Annotated in this window: 14 protein-coding genes and 1 pseudogene; 5 read left to right on the top strand and 10 right to left on the bottom strand. The window is 74.1% G+C overall.

Going from position 1 to position 19294, the window contains the following annotated elements; translation table 11 throughout:
* The first annotated feature begins 33 nt into the window (after positions 1–33).
* The 3 genes from U5640_RS41065 to U5640_RS41055 all read left to right on the top strand — a co-directional run bounded on the left by U5640_RS41065 (position 34) and on the right by U5640_RS41055 (position 5427).
* Positions 34–549, top strand: a complete 516-nt coding sequence (locus U5640_RS41065; protein ID WP_340384313.1) for a hypothetical protein — start codon at positions 34–36, stop codon at positions 547–549.
* Positions 550–754: 205 nt separating this feature from the next.
* Positions 755–3052 carry a protein kinase gene (locus tag U5640_RS41060; protein WP_340384312.1) on the top strand — a complete coding sequence of 766 codons (2298 nt, stop codon included), beginning with the start codon at positions 755–757 and terminating at the stop codon, positions 3050–3052.
* A gap of 113 nt (positions 3053–3165) precedes the next feature.
* Positions 3166–5427, top strand: coding sequence for an endonuclease (locus U5640_RS41055; protein ID WP_340384311.1), 2262 nt, complete (start codon positions 3166–3168; stop codon positions 5425–5427).
* Positions 5428–5431: 4 nt separating this feature from the next.
* Here the strand turns inward: U5640_RS41055 and U5640_RS41050 are convergent, their stop codons facing one another.
* Complete coding sequence (locus tag U5640_RS41050; protein ID WP_340384310.1) at positions 5432–6634, bottom strand: helix-turn-helix domain-containing protein; 1203 nt, start codon at positions 6632–6634, stop codon at positions 5432–5434.
* Positions 6635–6783: 149 nt separating this feature from the next.
* On the opposite strand from U5640_RS41050, the gene U5640_RS41045 reads away from it, so the two are divergent.
* Positions 6784–8268, top strand: coding sequence for a long-chain fatty acid--CoA ligase (locus U5640_RS41045; protein WP_340384309.1), 1485 nt, complete (start codon positions 6784–6786; stop codon positions 8266–8268).
* A gap of 226 nt (positions 8269–8494) precedes the next feature.
* Positions 8495–9772 (top strand): glycosyltransferase, encoded by a 1278-nt coding sequence (locus U5640_RS41040; RefSeq protein WP_340384308.1) that lies wholly within the window; start codon positions 8495–8497, stop codon positions 9770–9772.
* Between the two features lie 6 nt (positions 9773–9778).
* On the opposite strand, the gene U5640_RS41035 is transcribed toward U5640_RS41040, so the two are convergent.
* The 9 genes and pseudogenes from U5640_RS41035 to hypB all read right to left on the bottom strand — a co-directional run bounded on the left by U5640_RS41035 (position 9779) and on the right by hypB (position 19291).
* Complete coding sequence (locus U5640_RS41035; protein ID WP_340384307.1) at positions 9779–10894, bottom strand: glycosyltransferase; 1116 nt, start codon at positions 10892–10894, stop codon at positions 9779–9781.
* A 155-nt stretch (positions 10895–11049) separates the two neighbouring features.
* Entirely contained in the window at positions 11050–11733 is a 684-nt protein-coding gene (locus U5640_RS41030) for a hypothetical protein (RefSeq protein ID WP_340384306.1), read from the bottom strand.
* A 193-nt stretch (positions 11734–11926) separates the two neighbouring features.
* Positions 11927–12514, bottom strand: a complete 588-nt coding sequence (rfbC, locus tag U5640_RS41025; RefSeq protein WP_340384305.1) for a dTDP-4-dehydrorhamnose 3,5-epimerase — start codon at positions 12512–12514, stop codon at positions 11927–11929.
* Positions 12511–13437, bottom strand: a complete 927-nt coding sequence (gene rfbA, locus U5640_RS41020; protein WP_340384304.1) for a glucose-1-phosphate thymidylyltransferase RfbA — start codon at positions 13435–13437, stop codon at positions 12511–12513. Before rfbA ends, rfbC begins: the two co-directional genes overlap by 4 nt.
* 119 nt (positions 13438–13556) lie before the next feature.
* A complete protein-coding gene (gene hypE, locus U5640_RS41015; protein WP_340384303.1) occupies positions 13557–14636 on the bottom strand; it encodes a hydrogenase expression/formation protein HypE in 1080 nt (359 codons plus the stop codon).
* On the bottom strand, positions 14629–15756 hold the full coding sequence (hypD, locus tag U5640_RS41010; RefSeq protein ID WP_340384302.1) for a hydrogenase formation protein HypD: 1128 nt from the start codon (positions 15754–15756) through the stop codon (positions 14629–14631). Before hypD ends, hypE begins: the two co-directional genes overlap by 8 nt.
* Positions 15753–16055 carry a HypC/HybG/HupF family hydrogenase formation chaperone gene (locus tag U5640_RS41005; RefSeq protein ID WP_340384301.1) on the bottom strand — a complete coding sequence of 101 codons (303 nt, stop codon included), beginning with the start codon at positions 16053–16055 and terminating at the stop codon, positions 15753–15755. The genes hypD and U5640_RS41005 overlap by 4 nt, the downstream gene beginning before the upstream one ends.
* A 26-nt stretch (positions 16056–16081) precedes the next feature.
* Positions 16082–18467, bottom strand: a pseudogene (gene hypF / locus U5640_RS41000) (carbamoyltransferase HypF).
* On the bottom strand, positions 18464–19291 hold the full coding sequence (gene hypB / locus U5640_RS40995) for a hydrogenase nickel incorporation protein HypB (RefSeq protein WP_340384300.1): 828 nt from the start codon (positions 19289–19291) through the stop codon (positions 18464–18466). The pseudogene hypF and the gene hypB overlap by 4 nt, the downstream one beginning before the upstream one ends.
* Positions 19292–19294: the final 3 nt, after the last annotated feature.

Raw genomic sequence — 19294 nt, 5'->3', positions numbered from 1 at the left:
TTCGCGAGAACCCTCACGCACGGACGGTCCCCAGTGCTCGCAGAACTCGCCCCGATCGTCGCCGCGACCACGCTGTGGCTGACGCGCGCCTTTCCCGCTCCCGGTGGCGCGCTCGCCGCCGCCCTGTGCGAGGCGCAGGCCCGCCAGGCGGTCACCGTCGCGGCCCGGCTGCGCTATCCGGCGACGACGGGTGCGGGGCCCGGCGGGGGCTCGGGTCCGGGGGGCTCGGCCGGGCTCGACCGCCTGAGCGGCACCGGGGCGGACCCGGACGACCCGGCCTGGCGCTGCTGGGTCGACGAGGTCGTGGCGAGCTGGGCGGCCGGCCTCCTGACCGAGCCCGAACTGGCCGCGCGAGCGGTGGCCCGCCTCACCAGGGGCGCCCTCGCCCGCGGTACGCCGGTGCGGTTCCGGCGTCTGCTCGCACCCGACGACCACGACCGCCGGGCGGCGGTCCTGCTGCGCCACCCCGACCTGATCGGCCCCGTGGCCGCCCTCCATCGCGAGCGGCTCCTCGAACGGCTCGGTGTGGGGCGGGGATCGACGGCCTGACGGGCGGACGGTACCGGTCGAGGGCCGGGCGGCACCGGGCAGGGGGGCGGACGGCCCCGGGGCGCGGAACGGATCGCACCGGGGGCGGGTGACCGAGCGATCACGGAAGTGTTTGAAAGGCTGAGCACAGGCGACGACTGGGCTAGCCTCGTTGTTCCCGCCATAGAACGAACAGGCGTACGGCGAACATCACTTCGGGAGTTCCGTGACTCACCAGCGGCCGACCCCACCGACTGCCCTGGCGGCCGAGGCCGCCGCACTGCGGCAGACCGGCGCCTCACCCCTACGGGTCGGGGATCCGGGCCGTGTCGGTCCCTATGTGCCGCTGGCGCTGCTCGGCAGCGGCGGGATGGGGCGGGTGTACCTGGCCCGGGCCGCCGACGACGGCCCGGGGCTGTTCGCGGTGAAGGTGATCCGGCCGGAGTACGCCGAGGACGTCCGCTTCCAGCGCCGTTTCGAGCGGGAGGCGGCGGTGCACGCCCGGCTGGGCCCGCCGTACGCGCCCCGGCTGTGCGGCACGGGCTTCGACGACGAACTGCTGTGGATGGCCACCGAGTACATCCCGGGGCTCGATCTGACGGAGGCCGTCCGCGGGGGCGGCGCGCTGCCCGCGGCCAGTGTGTGGCGACTGGTCGCCGATCTGGGGCGGGCGCTGGCCGCCCTGTCCGCCGCCGGGGTGGTCCACCGGGACCTCAAACCGTCCAACGTGCTGTTGTCCGTGCAGGGCGCGCATCTGATCGACTTCGGGATCTCCAAGGCCGCGGACGCCAGCGCGCTCACCGGCACGGGGAACCGGGTGGGCACCCCGGCCTACATGTCGCCGGAGTACCTCAGGACGGGCCACTGCGACGCCTCCTCGGACGTGTTCTCGCTCGCCGGGAGCCTGGTGTACGCGGTCACCGGGCGGGCCCCGTTCGGGGACGGCACCGGGGTCGACGTGATGCACCGGGTGGCGTTCGAGGAGCCCGACCCGCAGGTGACCGGCGCGCTCGCGGCGGCCGACCCCGAGCTGGCCGCGCTGCTGGCCCAGTGCCTGGCCAAGGAGCCCGGACTGCGGCCCACCGCCGGTCAACTGGTCGCGTTCGGGGCGGCGCACACCGGTGCGGACGACTGGCCCGAGCCGCTCCGGGGCGAGGTGCTGGCCCGGCAGGAGGCGTACGAGACGCTGCACCGGGTCCCGGTGGAGCGGGCGGTCCGCCTGCTCCCGGCGGGCCGGCCCGCCTCGGCCTCCCGTGCCGCACCGGGCCCGGTGAGCCGCCCGGCACCGGCGGGCCTGGCCGCCGCACGGGTGGACCCGTTCGACGCCGAGCGCGCTCCGCTGTCCTCGCCGGTGCCGTCCGCCGCCGGCTCCGAGTCGCGGTTCGGGACCGATGCCGCACCGGCGCGGTCGCACGCCGGTGACGCGCCGGCCCTGGCCGCCGCTGACGGCTCGTCGGGGCTGCCGAGCGGCGGGGACGGGTCGGCTGCCGCGGGCGCGGGTGACGGGGCGCCTCTTCCGGGCGCCGCCGCCGGGACGGCCCTCAGGGGTGCCGGGGACGGGTCCGGGGTGTCGGGTGCCGGTCACGCGTCGGCCCTGTCCGCCGCCGGTGACGGATCGGCGTTGTCGGGCGCCGCCGCCGGGACGGCCCTCGGGGGTGCCGGTGGCGGGGCGGCCCTGACCGGCGCCGGTGCCAAGTCGGCCTCGTCCGCCGCCAACGGGGCTTCCGGCGGGTCGGCCGGGGCCGCGCTGCCGGGCGCGGCCGGCCAGGACGCCTCGACCGAGCGGCCGCCCGGCTCCGCCCCTCGTGAAGCGGCGTCAGCGGCCTTACCGCCGGGCGGATCCCGCCGGTGGAGCCGCCGCGGGCGCGGGATGGCCGTGGCGGCGGGGGTCGCGCTGTGCGCGGTCGCCGCCGGTGGGCTCGTCCTCCTGCAGCCGGACGGCGGGACGACCGCGGCCCCGCCCCAGGACATGGAGACGGCGTCCGGCACGGCACCCGGCCGGCTGCCCGGCGGCGTCGCCCGGCCGGGGGCGTCCGGTGTGCCCGACCGGGCCTCGGTGGCGGGTTCCGCCGACGGCCGGGCGGACGTCGGCGGCAGCGGTGACCCGGCGCGGCCGGGGGCCTCCGGTTCGACGACCGCCGGCAGCACGCCCGGCGCCCCGGCCTCCACCACCACCACCGCCGGCACGGGCACCGGCACCGGCACCGGCACCGGCGCCTCCGCTTCGCCGAGCACGGACGCCACGACCCCGGCGGCCGAACCGCCCGCCTCCCAGCCCTGGAACACCGACTGCACGTACTACGGCGGCAACGGGAAGACCGGCGAGGGAGACAGCGGCAAGAAGGTGCTCCAGGTGCAGTGCATGCTGACCGAGCGCGGTTACGGCATCGGAAGCGGCGGTGTGAACGGTGAGTTCGGCCCCGAGACGACGAGCGCGGTGCGCGCCTTCCAGGGCGACAAGGGTCTGTCGGCCGACGGCGTCGTGGCCCACGCCACCTGGGTGGCGCTGCGCGGCAGCGACTGAGGCCCCGATTGGCGTGAACCACCCCGAAAGGTGATGATGTCAGGTAGGTCATGACCATCCTCGCACACCCGTCGTAGCGGACTTTCGGTCCGTGAAGGCCGAGGAGGCGGACCATGACGACGGAACCGCGCACCCGGCGCGCCTCGGACTGCCTCACCCAACTGACGCGGGCCGCCCGGCGCTACACGGACCGCACCGAGCGGCGCGACCGCAACAAGGCGGTGCTCGCCACCGCCGGGGTGCTGTACGCCGACGATCCGGAGCGGGTCGGCAAGCGGCTGGCCCGGCTCGGCGCCGACTGGTCGCTGGCCCGGGCGATCGAGCGGGCGCCGTCGGCTCCGGCGGCCACCGCGTCGAGCACCCTGTCGCTGCCTCCGGACCGTTTCGGCCGAGAGCTGCTGGGCCTGGAGCGGCTCATCGGGCGCACCGACCTCACGCCCGTCGCGTTCCTGGAGGAGGGCGTCCTCGCCGCGCGTCCGGTCGGCCGTGTCACCGTCGGAGGGCCCGGCGGCGGTCACGGCACCGGCTTCCTCGTCTCCCCCGCACTGCTGCTGACCAACCACCACGTGCTGGGCGATCAGGAGGAGGCGGCCCGCGGCGAGGTGGCGTTCGCCTTCCAGGACGGCGTCGGCGGCGGTCCGCTCGTGCCGGCCGTGTTCGGGCTGGAGCCGCGGCGGTTCTTCGTCACCGACGAGCGGCTGGACTTCAGCCTGGTCGCGGTCGCGCCGCACGGCACCCGGGGCGAGGCGCTGTCGTCGTACGGACGGCTCACGCTCAGCGCGGCACAGGGCAAGGTCGTCATCGGGGAGTCCGTCACCGTCGTCCATCATCCCCGGGGCGAGCCGAAGCAGTTGGCGCTGCGGGACAACCGGGTCGTGGACGTGCTCGACGACTTCCTGCACTACGAGAGCGACACCCAGCCGGGATCTTCGGGTGCGCCGGTCTTCAACGACCAGTGGGAGGTCGTGGCCCTGCACCACTCGGTCGTGCCGAGGACCGACGAGCAGGGCAGACCGCTGAGCGTGGACGGCACGGTTCGGCAGCCGGACATGGGCGAGGCGCGGCTGGCGTGGAAGGCGAACGAGGGGGTGCGGATCAGCCGGGTGCTGAGGGCTCTGCACGCCATGAGCCCGGGCGGGGAGACGGCAAGGCTGCGGGACGAGGTGTTCACCGGGGGGCCGTCCGCACCGGCCGTACCGGCCGTATCCGTTGTCCCCGCGGCGCCGCCCGGGAGCGCTCCGCCGGCCCCGACCGCCGCCGACGGGGCCGCGGCCGACGGGGCCCGCGCGGCGCGCGGCGCCGACGGCACCACGGGGCTGACCGTGCCCCTGTGGGTCACCGTCGGCGTCGGTCCGTCGGGGTACGCGGCGACGGTCGTCGGCGCCGACGGTGCGCCGCCCGTTTCCGCGCCCCCTCCCCCGCCCACGCCACTCGCGCCGCCGGTCGGGCCGCCACCCGCCGCACCGGGCGCCGGCGCCGCCGCCACCGCCCCGTCGGGGACGGCCTCGGCGGCCGGCCGGGACGTGACCGCCGCCCTGGTCAGCCTGCGGCTCGCCCAGGACCGGCCGTACTACGACCGGACCGCCGACCGGGCCGCCCGCGAGGCCTACTACGCGGGCGTCGGCGACCTGAACGGCGACGCGCTGCGCCGCGCGCTCACCGGTCTGCTGGAGCGGACCCACGCGCCCCGGCCGAGGTACCAACCGATCCGGCTGGTGTATCCGTGGGTCGACCTGCATCAGGACGGGCGGCTGCACGGCGTCTACTCCGGGCGGGACTTCGCGCCGGAGGAGTTCATCCGGGCCGACGCCGCCGTCGCGGAGGGCCGGCTGACCCGGGTCCGGGAGCTGCTGCTGCACGAGAGCACGGCGGGCCCGGCCGAGTTCGAGGCCGAGTTCGACGCGCTGGAGGAGGCGATGCCGTTCAACTGCGAACACGTCGTGCCGCAGTCGTGGTTCGCCAAGCAGGAGCCGATGCGGGGCGATCTGCACCATCTGTTCGCGTGCGAGGCCGGGTGCAACAGCTTCCGGGGCAACTTCCCCTACATCGACTTCCCCGAGGTGCGGGAGGCCGTGCGGGACGCCTGCGGGAGGCGTGAGGACGAGGGGTTCGAGCCGGAACAGGGCAGGGGGACCGTCGCCCGGGCCACCCTGTACTTCCTGCTGCGCTACCCGGGGCTGGTCGGCGACGCGCCGCGGGAGTTCCCGCCGGAGCGGCTGCCCACCCTGCTGACCTGGCACGACAGCGAGCCGGTGAGCGAGTACGAGCAGCACCGCAACGCGGCCGCCGCGGAGATCCAGGGCAACCGCAACCCGCTGATAGACCACCCCGGCTGGTCCGGCCGTATCGACTTCACGGGTGTCTGGCACACCTGAGGGCTCAGTCCCGCGGGGTCCCGGCGGGCGCCCCGCCCCCGCCCGGCCCCGAGGTGCCTACGGCGAGCAGGGCGGCGCCGAGGTCCGCCGTCGCACGGGGGTCGGAGAGGGAGCGGCCGGTCAGTTCCTCGACGCGGCGCAGCCGGTAGCGGACGGTGTTGCGGTGGACGAAGAGGGTACGGGCCGTGTCGGCGGCGGAGCCTGCGGCGGCGAACCAGTGTTCCAGGGTGGTCAGGAGCCGGGCCCGTTCGGCGGCGGGCAGCGCGAGCACCGGTCCGAGGACCACCTCCGTCAGATGGGCAGCCTCGGCGGGCGCGGCGGCGACGAGCATGGCCAGCGGGTTGTCGTCGAAGCGGGCGACGCCGGGCCCGGTACCGGGCAGCCCGGCCAGGGCCAGCCGGGCGAAGCGCAGGGCCTGCGGGGTGTCGCGCAGCGAGAGGAAACCGGGGCTGACGCCGATCCGGGCCCGGGAGCGGCGCAGAGCGCGCAGACAGGCGTCCTCGGCCCCCGGGGCGGCCAGGGCGACCACGCCGATCTGCTGGTGGGGCAGCAGCCGCCAGGCGGAGGGCAGGCGTGCCTGGCGCAGCGCGGCCCCGATGCCGCTGAGGGGCTCCTCGCCGGGGGCGCCCGCGGCCGCGGCGACGACCGCGAACGGTCCCTGTTCGGGCAGGCCCAGCTCGCGGGCGGCCTCCCACAGCGTGGTGCGGTCGGCGAGGACGCCGGTGAACAGGGCCTCCACCAGCGCCGAGCGGCGGGCCTCACGCTGGAGGGTCAGTTCGGCGGCGGTCTCCCGGTGGGCCGCCGCCACGGCCTCCGCGTAGCGGCCGAACAGCGCCCAGATCTCCGCCGACCGGGTGACCAGCACGGCGTCGGTGACCTCGGGGTGGGTGCGGGACTCCTCGATGATCTCCGACCACAGCAGTTCGAAGCCGATCCGGTAGGCGTGCAGGGTGTCGGCGAGCGGCATGCCCTGCTCGGCGCGGACCCGGCCGGTGTCCCGGGCCGGGCGGGGATCGGGGGTGTCGGTGCGGTGGAAGTGGCTCAGGACGAGGTCGGCGTTGGCGGTGCAGGAGCGGCGCAGCGAGTCGAAGGGGATCAGTGACTCGTCCTGGTAGGCGGGGACGGCGGAGCGGATGCGCCGCGCCATCCGCTCGCCGAGTTCCGGCAGCCGCGCGTGGAGCGCGGACGTCACACCCGAGAGGTCCATTGCCGCAGCTTAGACCGGCCGTCTTGTCCTCTGGCACAAACCCGGTGGCCGGATGCTGTCCCCCGGGCCATAGGTCGCCGCCGGATGCGCCAGCACCATGTCGTGCACGTGAACGGCGGATTTCAGCGGTGAGATGCGTGGAGGCGGGCATGGCCAATCTGGCGGGCTTTCTGGTGGACACGGCGGAGCGGCAGCCGGACCGTCCCGCCCTGCGGCTGGGCGAGCGGGTCGTGGCGTACGCGGAGCTGGACCGGGCCAGTGCCCGTGCCGCCGCCCTGCTGCGGGCCGAGGGGGTGCGCCCGGGCGACCGGGTGGCGCTGATGCTGCCCAACGTCCCCGAGTTCGTCGTCCTGTACTACGGCGCTCTGCGCGCCGGGGCCGTCGTCGTCCCGCTGAACCCGCTGCTGAAGGCGCGGGAGACGGAGTACCACCTCACGGACTCCGGGGCGAGCCTGCTGTTCGAGTGGCACCAGGCGCCGGGCGAGGGCGCGCAGGGTGCGGCGGCGGCCGGGGTGCGGCAGGTGGCCGTGGAGCCCTCCGCCTTCGCCGGGCTGCTGGCCGGGCACGAGCCGCTGCCGGGCGTGGCGCGGACGGACGACGCGGACGTGGCCGTGCTGCTGTACACGTCCGGGACCACGGGCCGCCCCAAGGGGGCCGCGCTCACCCATGGCGGGCTGCGCCACAACACCGAGGTCAACACGGTGCATGTGCAGCGGATGACCGCGGACGACGTGGTGGTGGGCTGTCTGCCGTTGTTCCACATCTTCGGTCAGATCTGCACGATGAGCGTGGCCGTCCGGGCCGGTGCCTCGCTCACGCTGGTCCCGCGTTTCGATCCGCAGGCCGTGCTGGACGCGATCTCCCGCGACCGGGCCACGGTCTTCGAGGGGGTGCCCACCATGTACGCCGCGCTGCTCCAGCACCCGTCGGAGGCGGACGTGTCGACGCTGCGGATGTGCATCTCGGGCGGTGCCTCGCTGCCCGTGGAGATCCTGCACGGCTTCGAGCGGCGGTTCGGCTGCGCGGTCCTGGAGGGCTTCGGCATGTCGGAGACGAGTCCGGTGGTGACGTTCAACCATCCCGACCGTCCCCGCAAGGCGGGGTCCATCGGCACCCCGGTCCAGGACGTCGAGGTGCGGCTGCTGGACGAGAAGGGGCAGGACGTTCCGGCGGGCGAGGTCGGCGAACTGGCCGTGCGCGGCCCGAACGTGATGAAGGGCTACTGGAACCGTCCCGAGGAGACGGCGGCGGCCGTTCCCGACGGCTGGCTGCGCAGCGGCGACCTGGCGCGGCAGGACGAGGACGGCTACTTCTACATCGTCGACCGCAAGAAGGACATGATCATCCGGGGTGGCTACAACGTCTACCCGCGGGAGATCGAGGAGGTCCTCCACGAGCACCCGGCCGTGGCGCTGGCCGCCGTGGTGGGAGTCGGCCACGCGCGGCTGGGCGAGGAGATCGCGGCGGCGGTCGTCCTGCGCCCGGGCGCCCGGGCGACCCCGGACGAGCTGCGCGCATTCGTGAAGGAGCGGGTGGCGGCGTACAAGTACCCGCGGGAGATCTGGCTGATGGACAGGCTCCCGACCGGTCCGAGCGGCAAGATCCTCAAGCGGGAGATCACGGCCCCGGCCTGAGCCGGCCGGCTCCTCCCCCTCGACGGGGCCGGGCAGTGCGTGCATTCGGGTGGTCCGCGGCCACCGGCCCCCGCCGTGCGGCGCCGGTGTCCGGCCAGGCTCGTACCCTCGGCGGAAACGGCGCCTGCCCGGCTGCGGACCACTGCGACCCAGGCCACCTACCTGCGGGATTCCGGGATGTCACCGGCGTCGCCCCATCCGCCCCGAGCGACGCAGGGAGCAGCAGATGACGCCGTCGACCGCCACCCCCAGGTTCTCCGTCTTCACCCCCAGCCACCGTCCGCGTTTCCTCGACGAGTGCCTGGCGACGCTCCAGGCGCAGACGTGTCCGGACTGGGAGTGGATCGTCCTGCTCAACAACGGCGCCCGCTGGCGGCCGGAATACCCCGACGAGCGGATCCGGGTGGTGATCGCGGACGAGGTGTCCGGTGTCGGCGCCGCCAAGCGCCGGGCCTGCGAGCTGGCCCGCGGCGAGATCCTCGTCGAACTCGACCACGACGACCTGCTGGCCAAGGCCTGTCTGGCGGAGCTGGGCAAGGCGTTCGACGCGCATCCCGGGGCCGTCCTCGTGTACAGCAACACCGCGCAGATCACCGAGGACGGGGGTCGGGACGAGACGCGCTTCGACGAGACGTTCGGCTGGCAGTACGAGGACGTGGACGTCGACGGCCGCCGGCTGCTCCAGGTCGTCTCGCTCGCGCCGACGCCGCACAACGTCGCCTACATCTGGTACGCGCCCAACCACGTCCGTGCCTTCCGGAAGGAGAGTTACGAGAAGGCCGGCGGGTACGACGCCACGCGCACCGTCCTGGACGACCAGGACCTGATGTGCCGTCTGTTCCACCTCGGCGACTTCCACCACCTCGACCGCTGTCTGTACCTCCAGCGGGTGCACCCGGCGAACACGCAGTGCGAGCCGGAGATCAACGCGCACATCCAGCGCGAGACGGTCGCCCTGTACGACAAGTACATCGAGGCCAACGCGCTGGCCTGGACGCTGCGGCGCGGGCTGCTCGCCCTGGACCTCGGCTCGGCGGGCCGCAAGCCGCCGGGGTACACCGGCGTCGACCGGCGGGCGGGCGAGGGCGTGGACATCGTCGCGACGCTCCCCGGCAGGCTCGACCTGCCCGACGACTCCGTCGGTCTGGTGCGGGCGGTGAACTTCCTGGAGTACGTCCCCGCGAAAGTGCCGCTGATCAACGAGCTGTACCGGCTGCTGGCGCCCGGGGGGATGCTCCTCACCCTGACGGCCAGCTCCGACGGCCGCGGCGCGTACCAGGACCCGACGCACGTCGCCTACTACAACGAGAACTCGTTCTGGTACTACACGGACGACCAGTACCGCACCTTCGTCCCCGACATCGAGGCCCGCTTCCAGTCCTCCCGGCTGGTCACCTACTTCCCCAGCGAGTGGCACACCGAGAAGGACATCTCGTACGTGGTCGCCAACCTCATCGCGATGAAGGAGGGCGCCGCGCGGTGCGGGGGGAAGCTGCTCGTGTAGGGGCCGTCAGACCCCCACGAGCCGCGTCAGACCGAGGTGCTCCCGGGCCAGCTCCAGGTTCCGGGTCACCCGCTCACGGTGTTCGGCGGGCACCCCGCCGCTCTCCAGGAGGCGTTCGCAGCAGTCCCTGCACTCCTCGTACTCGCCCACCCAGTAGGCGGCCACGGCGAGTTCGTCGAGCGCCTGCCATTCGTACCAGCCGGGCTCGACGAGCAGGTCGTCCTGCGGAAAGGGGATGCGGGCCGCCTGACGGGCGAACAGGTGGGCGAGCGGCCAGCGCGGGCCGTTCGTCCGGCACAGGCGCGCCAGGTCGCCGACGGCCTCCGCCCGTGAGGGCCGGGTCTCGTACGCACGGAGGTAACGGTCCATCACCTCCGTCCAGGGCCGCTCCAGGCTCTCCGCGAGCCGAGCGGCCCACAGCCGGGCGCAGTAGGTCTCCTCGGCCGAGCCGTCCATGGCGGCCCGGCGGTCGTAGGCGTCGAGCGCCCGCTCCGGTTCACCGGCGTCGCGCAGGCTCTGGCCCAGGTAGAAGGCGTAGCGGGCGTTCCCGGGCTCGTCGAGCAGGGCCTGCTCCAGGATTTGCGCGTCGCGCAGGTACTTCGCACGGGTGCCTTCGTTCCTGAGGCGGCCGCCGCCGCCGAGGATGACCATCTCGGCCCCCGCGAGGGTCCCCAGGCTGTACCGCGAGCCACAGTCGATGTACTCGTGCAGGACACCGCGGTAGCGCCACGGCAGGCGCGTCGAGACCAGGGCCGGCCGCCAGTAGCGGAAGGGACCGTAGCGGATGTCGACGCGGTAGGCGTCCTCGGTCAGCTCCGGCATGCGGAAACCCGGTTCGAGGGTCATGACGTCGTCCGCGTCCACGAAGAGGAGGTAGTCCGCACCGGGCCGGGCGAGTTCGATCGCCTCGGTGCGGCTCCCGTCGTACCCCTTCCAGGGGCGCTCGTGCAGCTCCCCCGGCAGGTCCCGGTAGGTCTCGCGGATGACGTCCTGCGTGCCGTCGGTCGAGCCCGTGTCCACGACGACCCAGCGGTCGATCATGGGGCGTACGGATTCGAGGCACCGCCGGATCACCGGCGCCTCGTCCTTGACGATCATGTTCAGGCACACCGTGGGGCGCACGAGTCCTCCAGGAAGGGGGCCGGGGGTGGATCGGGAGGCCCGTCAGGGACAGCGGGCGACGAGGGCGACGGCGCCCCACGAGGCCGTTGGCCCCGGGGCGCCGTCACTCGTCTCCAGGTGAGGTGGACGGCTCGACCGCGCACCTCACCGGCAGGTCACAGGTCGACGCAGATCGCGAAGGCGGTGATCCCGTTGACCCCGATGCTCTGGGTGGCCTGCCACCCCGTGGCCGCGGCACCCGCGGCGCCGACCGGCCGGCTGGACACCCGCGAGCCGTTGCCCGCGATGAACCCGCCGCCCGTCGCGATGTCGCCGCTCAGGCAGTTGGCGGTCGCGGTGTTGCCCGGGGCCCCGGAGAACGCGGCCACGATGTAGGTGCTCAGGCCCGCGGGGCCGGTGGCACCCTGGGCGCCCTGAGCACCTTGGGCACCCTGCGCGCCCTGAGCGCCCTGGGCTCCCTGCGCGCCCTGGGCTCCCTGCGCGCCCTGAGCACCCTGAGCGCCCTGCGGTCCGGGCTTGCCGGGCCGGCCCGGGTGGCCCTTGGGCCCCTGCGGGCCCCTGGGGCCCTGCGGGCCCCTGGGGCCCTGCGGGCCTCGGGCACCCTGCTGGTGGTGGGGGTCGCGGCCCCCGTGGGCCGTGGGGCCGCCGTACGAGTCCACCGGCGCGCGGCCGTCGGAGCCGGCGCGGCGGATCGCGTCGGTCACGGCCGCCTCGGACACCCCCTCAGGGACCTGCTGGAGTACCGGGCGACCGGCGTCCGGCCGCTGCATCGCGTCGGCGACCGCCACCGTGCTGGGCAGCACGCTCAGCGCCACCGTCGCCGCGCCCGTCGTGACCATGATGACGGATTTCAGGCGCGCAATTCGGATAGTCCTGCGGTTCAAGAGAACCTTCCTCACGTTGGGGAGGGAGCGGAAGGCGGCGCGCACCTCGCGTGCAGCGGCCCGCCATGAACGACCTCATCCCTTCCACCGCTATGAAAAAATGATGAATTGACGACCCATCTCGACCATGAGGATCACCCGAGCGGCGTCACAGACGGCCGCGGAAGGCCACGCATTCCTCGAAGGACGGCAGCAGCCCCTGCCGCTCGGCCTCCGCCAGGGTCGGCGCCGCCGCGTCCTTCGCGGACAGGACGGGGGTGACGTCGTCGGGCCATGCGATCGCCAGGGCCGGGTCGAGCGGGTCGATCCCGAATTCACGGTCCGGTGCGTATCCCCGCGAACAGAGGTAGACGACGGTGGAACGGTCCTCCAGCGCCATGAAGGCGTGGCCGAGTCCCTCCGAGAGATAGACGCAGCGGTGTGTCGTGTCGTCCAGCCGCACCGCCTCCCACTTGCCGAAGGTCGGGGAACCCACGCGGATGTCGACCACCACGTCGAGGACGGCACCCCCGACGCACGTGACGTACTTCGCCTGGCCGGGCGGGACGGCCGCGGCGTGGACACCGCGGAGCGTCCCCCGCACCGAACGGGAGCAGTTCGCCTGCTCGAAGGTGAACGGGTGCCCGACGGCCGCGCGGAAGTCCTCGCTCCTGAACCACTCGTGGAAGCGGCCCCGGTCGTCCGCGAACACCCGGGGCGTGTCCACCCACGCCCCTTCGATCCCGAGCGCTCTCATGGGCTCACCTTTCTCGCACCGCCGGGCCCCCGGTCCGGCCGGGCCGCGACGAGGGGCCGGCCCTCCTCCAGCAGCCCGAGCAGATAGTGGCCGTATCCGCTCTTCAGCAGCGGCCGGGCCAGTTCGCGCAGCCGGTCGTCGTCGATCAGTCCGGCCCGCCAGACCGCCTCCTCGACACAGCCGACCTTGAAGCCCTGGCGTTCCTCGATGACCCGGACGAACTCCGAGGCCTGCACCATGGAGGCGAACGTCCCGGTGTCCAGCCAGGCGGTGCCCCGGTCGAGCCGGGTGACCCGGAGTTCGCCCGCCTCCAGATAGACGCGGTTGAGATCGGTGATCTCCAGCTCGCCCCGGGCGCTGGGCCGCAGGGCGCGCGCGATGTCGACGGCGCGGTGGTCGTAGAAGTACAGGCCGGGGACGGCGTAGCGGGACCGGGGACGGGCCGGTTTCTCCTCCAGGGAGACCGCCCGGCCGCGGTCGTCGAACTCCACCACGCCGTACGCCGAGGGGTTCGCGACCTGGTAGGCGAACACCCGGCCGCCCACCGGATCCTCGTGCCGGGCCAGCCGGGTGCCGAGTCCGCTGCCGTGGAAGATGTTGTCGCCGAGAATGAGGGCGACGGATTCCCCGCCGAGGAATTCGGCGCCCAGCACGAATGCGTGGGCGATGCCTTCCGGGCGTTTCTGCACCCCGTATTCCAGCCGCAGGCCGAGGTGGCTTCCGTCACCGAGCAACCGGCGGAACTGGCCCTGGTCCTCGGGCGTGGTGATGACGAGAATCTCCCGGACGCCGGCCATCACCAGTGTGGAGAGCGGGTAATACACCATGGGTTTGTCGAAGACCGGCAGCAGTTGTTTCGACACCGAACGGGTCAAGGGCCACAGTCGCGAGCCGGTCCCTCCGGCCAACAGGATTCCGCGCACGGGATCACCCTAGGCCAGCTATTCCGCCATATCGGCTTTTAACACGTTTTACGGCGCGGATGGGGTCCCGGGGCTCCCGGCTGAGGACCACCCGGCGGGTGGTCCTCCGGCCGAACGGTTCAGCAGATGCGGGGCAGTTGCTCCCCGATCGGCAGGTCGACCACCCGGGTGCCGCCCAGCCCGGTGCGCGCCACGACCATGCCGGGGTGGGCCTCCACGGCCTCGCCGACGATCACGGCGTCGCGACCGAGCGGATGGGCCCGCATCGCCGCGAGGACCGCGTCCGCGTGCTCGCGCGGCACGAAGGCCACCAGCTTGCCCTCGTTGGCGATGTACAGGGGGTCCAGACCGAGGATGGCGCAGGCGTTGGCCACGGCCGGCGGGACCGGGACGGCCCGCTCCTGGAGGACCACACCGGTGCCGGAGGCGCTCGCGATCTCGTTGAGCGCGGCCGCCAGACCACCCCGGGTGGGGTCGCGCAGCACGTGCAGGTCGGGGGTGACGGCGAGCATGGCCTCGACCAGCCCGCCGAGCGGCGCGCAGTCGCTGGCGATCTCCACCCCGAACTCCAGGCCCTCCCGGACGCTCATGATCGCCACTCCGTGGACACCGACGGCCCCGCTGACGATCACGACGTCCCCGGGGACGACCCGCTGCGGACGCAGGTCGACGCCCGCCGGGACGACGCCGATACCGGCCGTGTTGACGAAGATCCCGTCGCCGTGGCCGGCCTCCACCACCTTGGTGTCCCCGGTGGCCACTTCCACGCCGGCGGTGCGCGCGGCCGCGCCCATCGCCCGGGCGACCCGGGTGACGGTGTCGAGTTCGACGCCCTCCTCCAGGATGAACCCGCAGGAGAGGTAGGCGGCGCGGGCGCCGCTCATGGCGAGGTCGTTGACGGTGCCGTTGACCGCAAGGTCGCCGATGCTGCCGCCGGGGAAGAAGAGGGGGCGCACCACGTAGGAGTCGGTGGAGAACGCCAGCCGCGCGCCACCGAGGGAGAGGACGGCGGAGTCGCCGAGCTGGGCGAGCAACTCGCCGCCGAAGGCCGGGGCGAAGATCTGCTGGACGAGTTCGGCGGAGAGGACCCCGCCGCCGCCGTGGCCCATGACGACCCGGGGCCGGTCGCGCAGGGGAGCCGGGCAGGTCCACGCCTCGACGTCCAGGGCGGGGGCGGGCGCAGGGGCGGTGTCAGACAACGGGGCTCGCCTCCCGGGCCGTACCGGTCGGCAGGTCCAGCCGCCGGTAGAGGTAGTACGCGGCGCAGGCGCCCTCGCTGGAGACCATCGTGGCGCCCAGCGGGGTCCGCGGGGTGCACAGGGTGCCGAAGGCGGCGCACTCGTGCGGCTTGAGCAGCCCCTGGAGGACTTCCCCGCTGCGGCACTCCGCCGGTTCCTCCGTCCGGATGTCCGCCACGGAGAAGCGGTGCTCGGCGTCGTGGTCGCGGTACTTCGGGGACAGCCTCCAGCCGCTGCCGGGGATCACCCCGATACCCCGCCAGGCGCGGTCGGTGACCTCGAAGACGTCCTCCAGCATGGCGCGCGCGGCCGGGTTGCCGTCCGGGCGGACGGCCCGGGCGTAGGCGTTGTCGACGGTGTGCTCGCCGCGTTCCAGCTGCCGTACGGTCCGGCGTACGCCTTCGAGGATGTCGAGCGGCTCGAAGCCCGTCACGACGATCGGCACCCGGAAGCGCTCCGCCAGCTCGGGGTACTCCCCCGTTCCCATGACGCTGCACACGTGCCCGGCGGCGAGGAAGCCCTGCACCCGGCAGGTCGGCGAGGACATGATCGCCTCGATGGCGGGAGGAACCCGGACGTGCGAGACCAGCATGCTGAAGTTGCGGATGCCTTGTCGGCGGGCCTGGTGGACCGTCATGGCGTTGGGCGGCGCCGTCGTCTCGAAGCCGATACCGAAGAACACCACCTCGCGGTCCGGGTTCTGCTGTGCGATCCGCAGGGCGTCGAGCGGTGAGTAGACGACGCGTACGTCCCCGCCCTCGCCGCGCACCTGGAACAGGTCCCGGCCGGTGCCCGGCACCCGCAGCATGTCGCCGAAGGAACAGAAGATCACCTCGGGCCGGGAGGCGATCTCCAGCGCCTTGTCGATGACCTCCAGTGGGGTCACACAGACGGGGCAGCCCGGACCGTGGATCAACTCGACCTGCTCGGGCAGGAGTTGGTCGATGCCGTGCCGGATGATGCTGTGGGTCTGGCCGCCGCACACCTCCATCAGCGCCCAGGGCCGGGTGACCGTGGCGTGGATGTCGTCGAGGAGCCGGCGGGCGAGCCCGGGGTCCTGGAACTCGTCGATGTACCTCACTGCCCCGCCTCCCGTACGACGTCCCGGCCCGCCTCGGTCGCCGCCGTCTCCCAGGCGTCGCCGAACTCCTCCTGGAGCATGCCGAGTTCGGCGAAGAGTTCCAGGGTCCGCCGGGCGGACTCCTCGTCCAGCCGCTGCAGGGCGAACCCGACGTGGACGATGGCGTACTCGCCGACCCGGAGGTCGGGCAGGTACTCCAGGCACACCTCCTTGACGACGCCGCCGAAGTCGACGGTGGCCATCCGGGTGCCGTCGCGTTCCTCGATGTCCAGCACTCTGCCGGGTACCGCCAGGCACATGGGCCTTCTCCTCGCTGTGGATGTGGTCAGTCGGTGGGTGTCGTCCGCGCGGCCACCATCAGCTGGCCCAGCGCCAGGCCCCCGTCGCCCGGCGGCACCAGACGGTGCCGCAGGACCGTGAAGCCGTCCTCGCGCAGCGCGGCGGAACAGGCCGTGGACAGCAGCGTGTTGACGAACACGCCGCCGGTGAGGGCGACCGTGTCCAGGCCGTGGCGGTCACGGGCCAGCGCGCACATGCGATGCACCAGAGCGGCCACGCCCCGGTGGAAGCGGGCCGCGATCGCGGGCGCCGTGTGCCCGGCGCGCAGGTCACGGACGACGGCCGCGAGGACCGGCGCGGGTTCGGCCCGTACGGCCCCGCTCCCCGCCTGCTCGGGTTCGCGCAGGGCGAAGGCGTAGGCGGTGGGGTCCCCGGCGGGCGCGTGCAGGGCGGCCGCCTCCAGCTCGACTGCGGCCTGCGCCTCGTACCCGGCCGCCTGGCAGACCCCGGCGAGGGAGGACACCGCGTCGAAGAGGCGGCCCATGCTGGAGGTGGGGACGCAGTGCAGTCCGCGCTCCAACTGCTTTTCCAGGATGCCGAGTTCGCCGGAGGGGCAGGCCGCGGTACAGGGCAGGTCGGCCGAGCGGTCGAGGCCCGCGGCCCGCAGATGGGACAGCGCCATGCGGTACGGGCGGCGCACCGCGGCGTCGCCGCCGGGCAGCGGGACGTACGCGAGGTGCCCGAAGCGGGTGAAGCCGTCGTAGTCGGCGAGCAGGAACTCCCCGCCCCACACCGCCCCGTCGTCACCGTGGCCGGTGCCGTCGAAGGCGACCCCGATCACCCGACGGGTGCCGTCGAGACCGTGCTCGGCCATCGCGGCGGCGACATGGGCGTGGTGGTGCTGGACCCGGGTCACGGGCCGCCCGCCGGCGTTGCGGGCGGCCCAGCCGGCGGAGCGGTAGCCGGGGTGCCGGTCGGCGGCCAGGAGTTCGGGCCGTACCCCGGTGATCGACTCCAGCTGCCCCACCGCGCCCTCGAACGCGCCCTGGGTGCGCAGGTCGTCCATGTCGCCGATGTGCGCCGACAGCCAGGCCTTGCGGCCGGCTCCGAGGCAGAAGGCGTTCTTCAGGTCCCCGCCGACGGCGAGGGCGGGGCGGACGGGCAGTGGCAGGGCGACCGGCAGGGGCGCGTACCCGCGCGAGCGGCGGATCAGCAGGGGCTCGCCGTCGCAGACCCGGACCACGGAGTCGTCGCACGGCACCCGGATCGGGCGGTCGTGGACGAGCCAGGCGTCGGCCAGGGGCGCGAGGCGCTCCAGGGCCTCGGTGTCGTCGGTGACGATCGGTTCCCCGGACACGTTGCCGCTGGTCATGACGAGCAGCCGGGGGCCGTCCGGATCGCCGGGCAGGCCCAGCAGCAGGTGGTGCACGGGGGTGTACGGCAGCATCACACCGAGGTCGGGGCTGCCGGGCGCGACGGCGTCGGCGGGGCGAGGGCGGCCGGGCGCGTACGCCGGGTCCGGGCGTCGCCGCAGCAGGACGACGGGCCGGACGCCCCCTTCGAGCAGGCACCGCTCCTCGGCGCCGATCCGCACGAGGTGCTCGACGTCGGCCGTTCCGCGGGCCATGACGGCGAAGGGCTTGTCGCCGCGCGCCTTGCGACGGCGGAGCAGCGCGACGGCCCTCCCGTCGGTGGCGTCGCAGGCCAGGTGGTAGCCGCCGAGGCCCTTCACGGCGAGGATCGCACCGCGGGCGAGCAGGGCCCGGGCCCCGGCGACCGGATCCCCCCGACGCGCACGGATCCTGCGCCGCCGCCCCGGGGGCGACGAGCCGCAGCCGTGGCCCGCAGGCCGGGCAGGCCACGGGCTGGGCATGGAAGCGCCGGTCGGCCGGGTCGCCGTACTCCCGGGCGCAGTCGGCGCACATCGGGAAGCCGGCCATGGTGGTGTGGGCCCGGTCGTAGGGGAGCCCGGTGACGATGGTGAAGCGGGGGCCGCAGTGGGTGCAGTTGACGAAGGGGTGGCGGTGGCGCCGGTCGGTGGGGTCGGCCAGTTCGCTGAGACAGTCGGCGCAGGTGGCGGTGTCCGGGGAGACGAGGGTGCGGGCCGGGCCGCCGGTGCGGGAGGCGAGGATGGTGAACGCCTCGCCGCCCGTGACGGGCACCTCCTGGTGGTGCACGGACTCCACCACGGCCAGCGGGGGCGCCTGGGGGGCGAGGCGTTCGCAGAACCGGGTCACGGCCGCGGCGCTGCCCTCGACCTCGGCGACGACGCCCTCCGGGGTGTTGGTGACATGTCCGACCAGGGCCAGTTCGGTGGCGAGGCCGTAGACGTACGGCCGGAAGCCCACGCCCTGCACCACCCCCCGGACGACGATCCGGCGGCGCAGCGGCCCGTCGCCGGTGACGACCGCCGGGGACGCGGGAGCGCTCACGGGTGGGTGCGGGCCAGGACGTCGGCGGCGTCCCCGAGCGGAGGAGCGCCGTCGGGTGTGGGGGCGTGGGCGTGCGTGTGGGCGTGCCCGTGCCCGTGGTCGTGTGCGTGCTCGTGTCCGTGGGTGTGTCCGTCGGTCCGGCGGGCCATGACCGGCGTGTGGACGGGCGCCCCCTCCGCCGCGGCCAGCGCCCGGTCCAGCAGCGCGCCGACGCCCCTGCCCCGGCGGGCCGAGGTCATCACGATCTCCACGCCCGGGTTGACCTGCTCCACGTGCGCGCGGAACGCGATCTCGTCGAACTCGACGGCCTCGGCGAGGTCCGTCTTGGTGACCACCACGAGCTGGGCGAGCCCGAAGGCCGTGGGGTACTTCAGCGGCTTGTCCTCGCCCTCGGTCACGGAGGCGAGGACGACCCGGAGGGTCTCCCCCAGGTCGTAGGAGGCGGGGCAGACGAGGTTGCCGACGTTCTCCACGAACAGCAGCCGGGTGGCCGGGGGCAGCCAGCCGTCCAGGTGTCCGGCGAGCATGCCCGCCTCCAGATGACACAGTCCGTCCGTCAGCACCTGCTTGACGGGAACGCCCGAACGGGCCAGCCGGGCCGCGTCGTTCTCCGTGGCGAGGTCGGCGGTGAGCGCGGCGACGGACACGGACCGCTCGCGGGCGCGCAGCAGTTCCTGCTCCAGCAGTGCGGTCTTGCCGCTGCCGGGACTGGAGAGCAGGTTGACGACGGTGGTGCCACCGGCGCCGAGACGGTCGCGCAGGATGTCGGCGCTCGCGTCGTTCTTCGCGAGCACGGCCTGTCGCAGGTCGACGACACGGCACATGGT

Origin of the sequence: Streptomyces sp. SS7 (assembly GCF_037993025.1) — a bacterium.
Taxonomy (GTDB): Bacteria; Actinomycetota; Actinomycetes; order Streptomycetales; family Streptomycetaceae; genus Streptomyces.
This window is presented reverse-complemented; position numbering and strand designations above follow the sequence as displayed.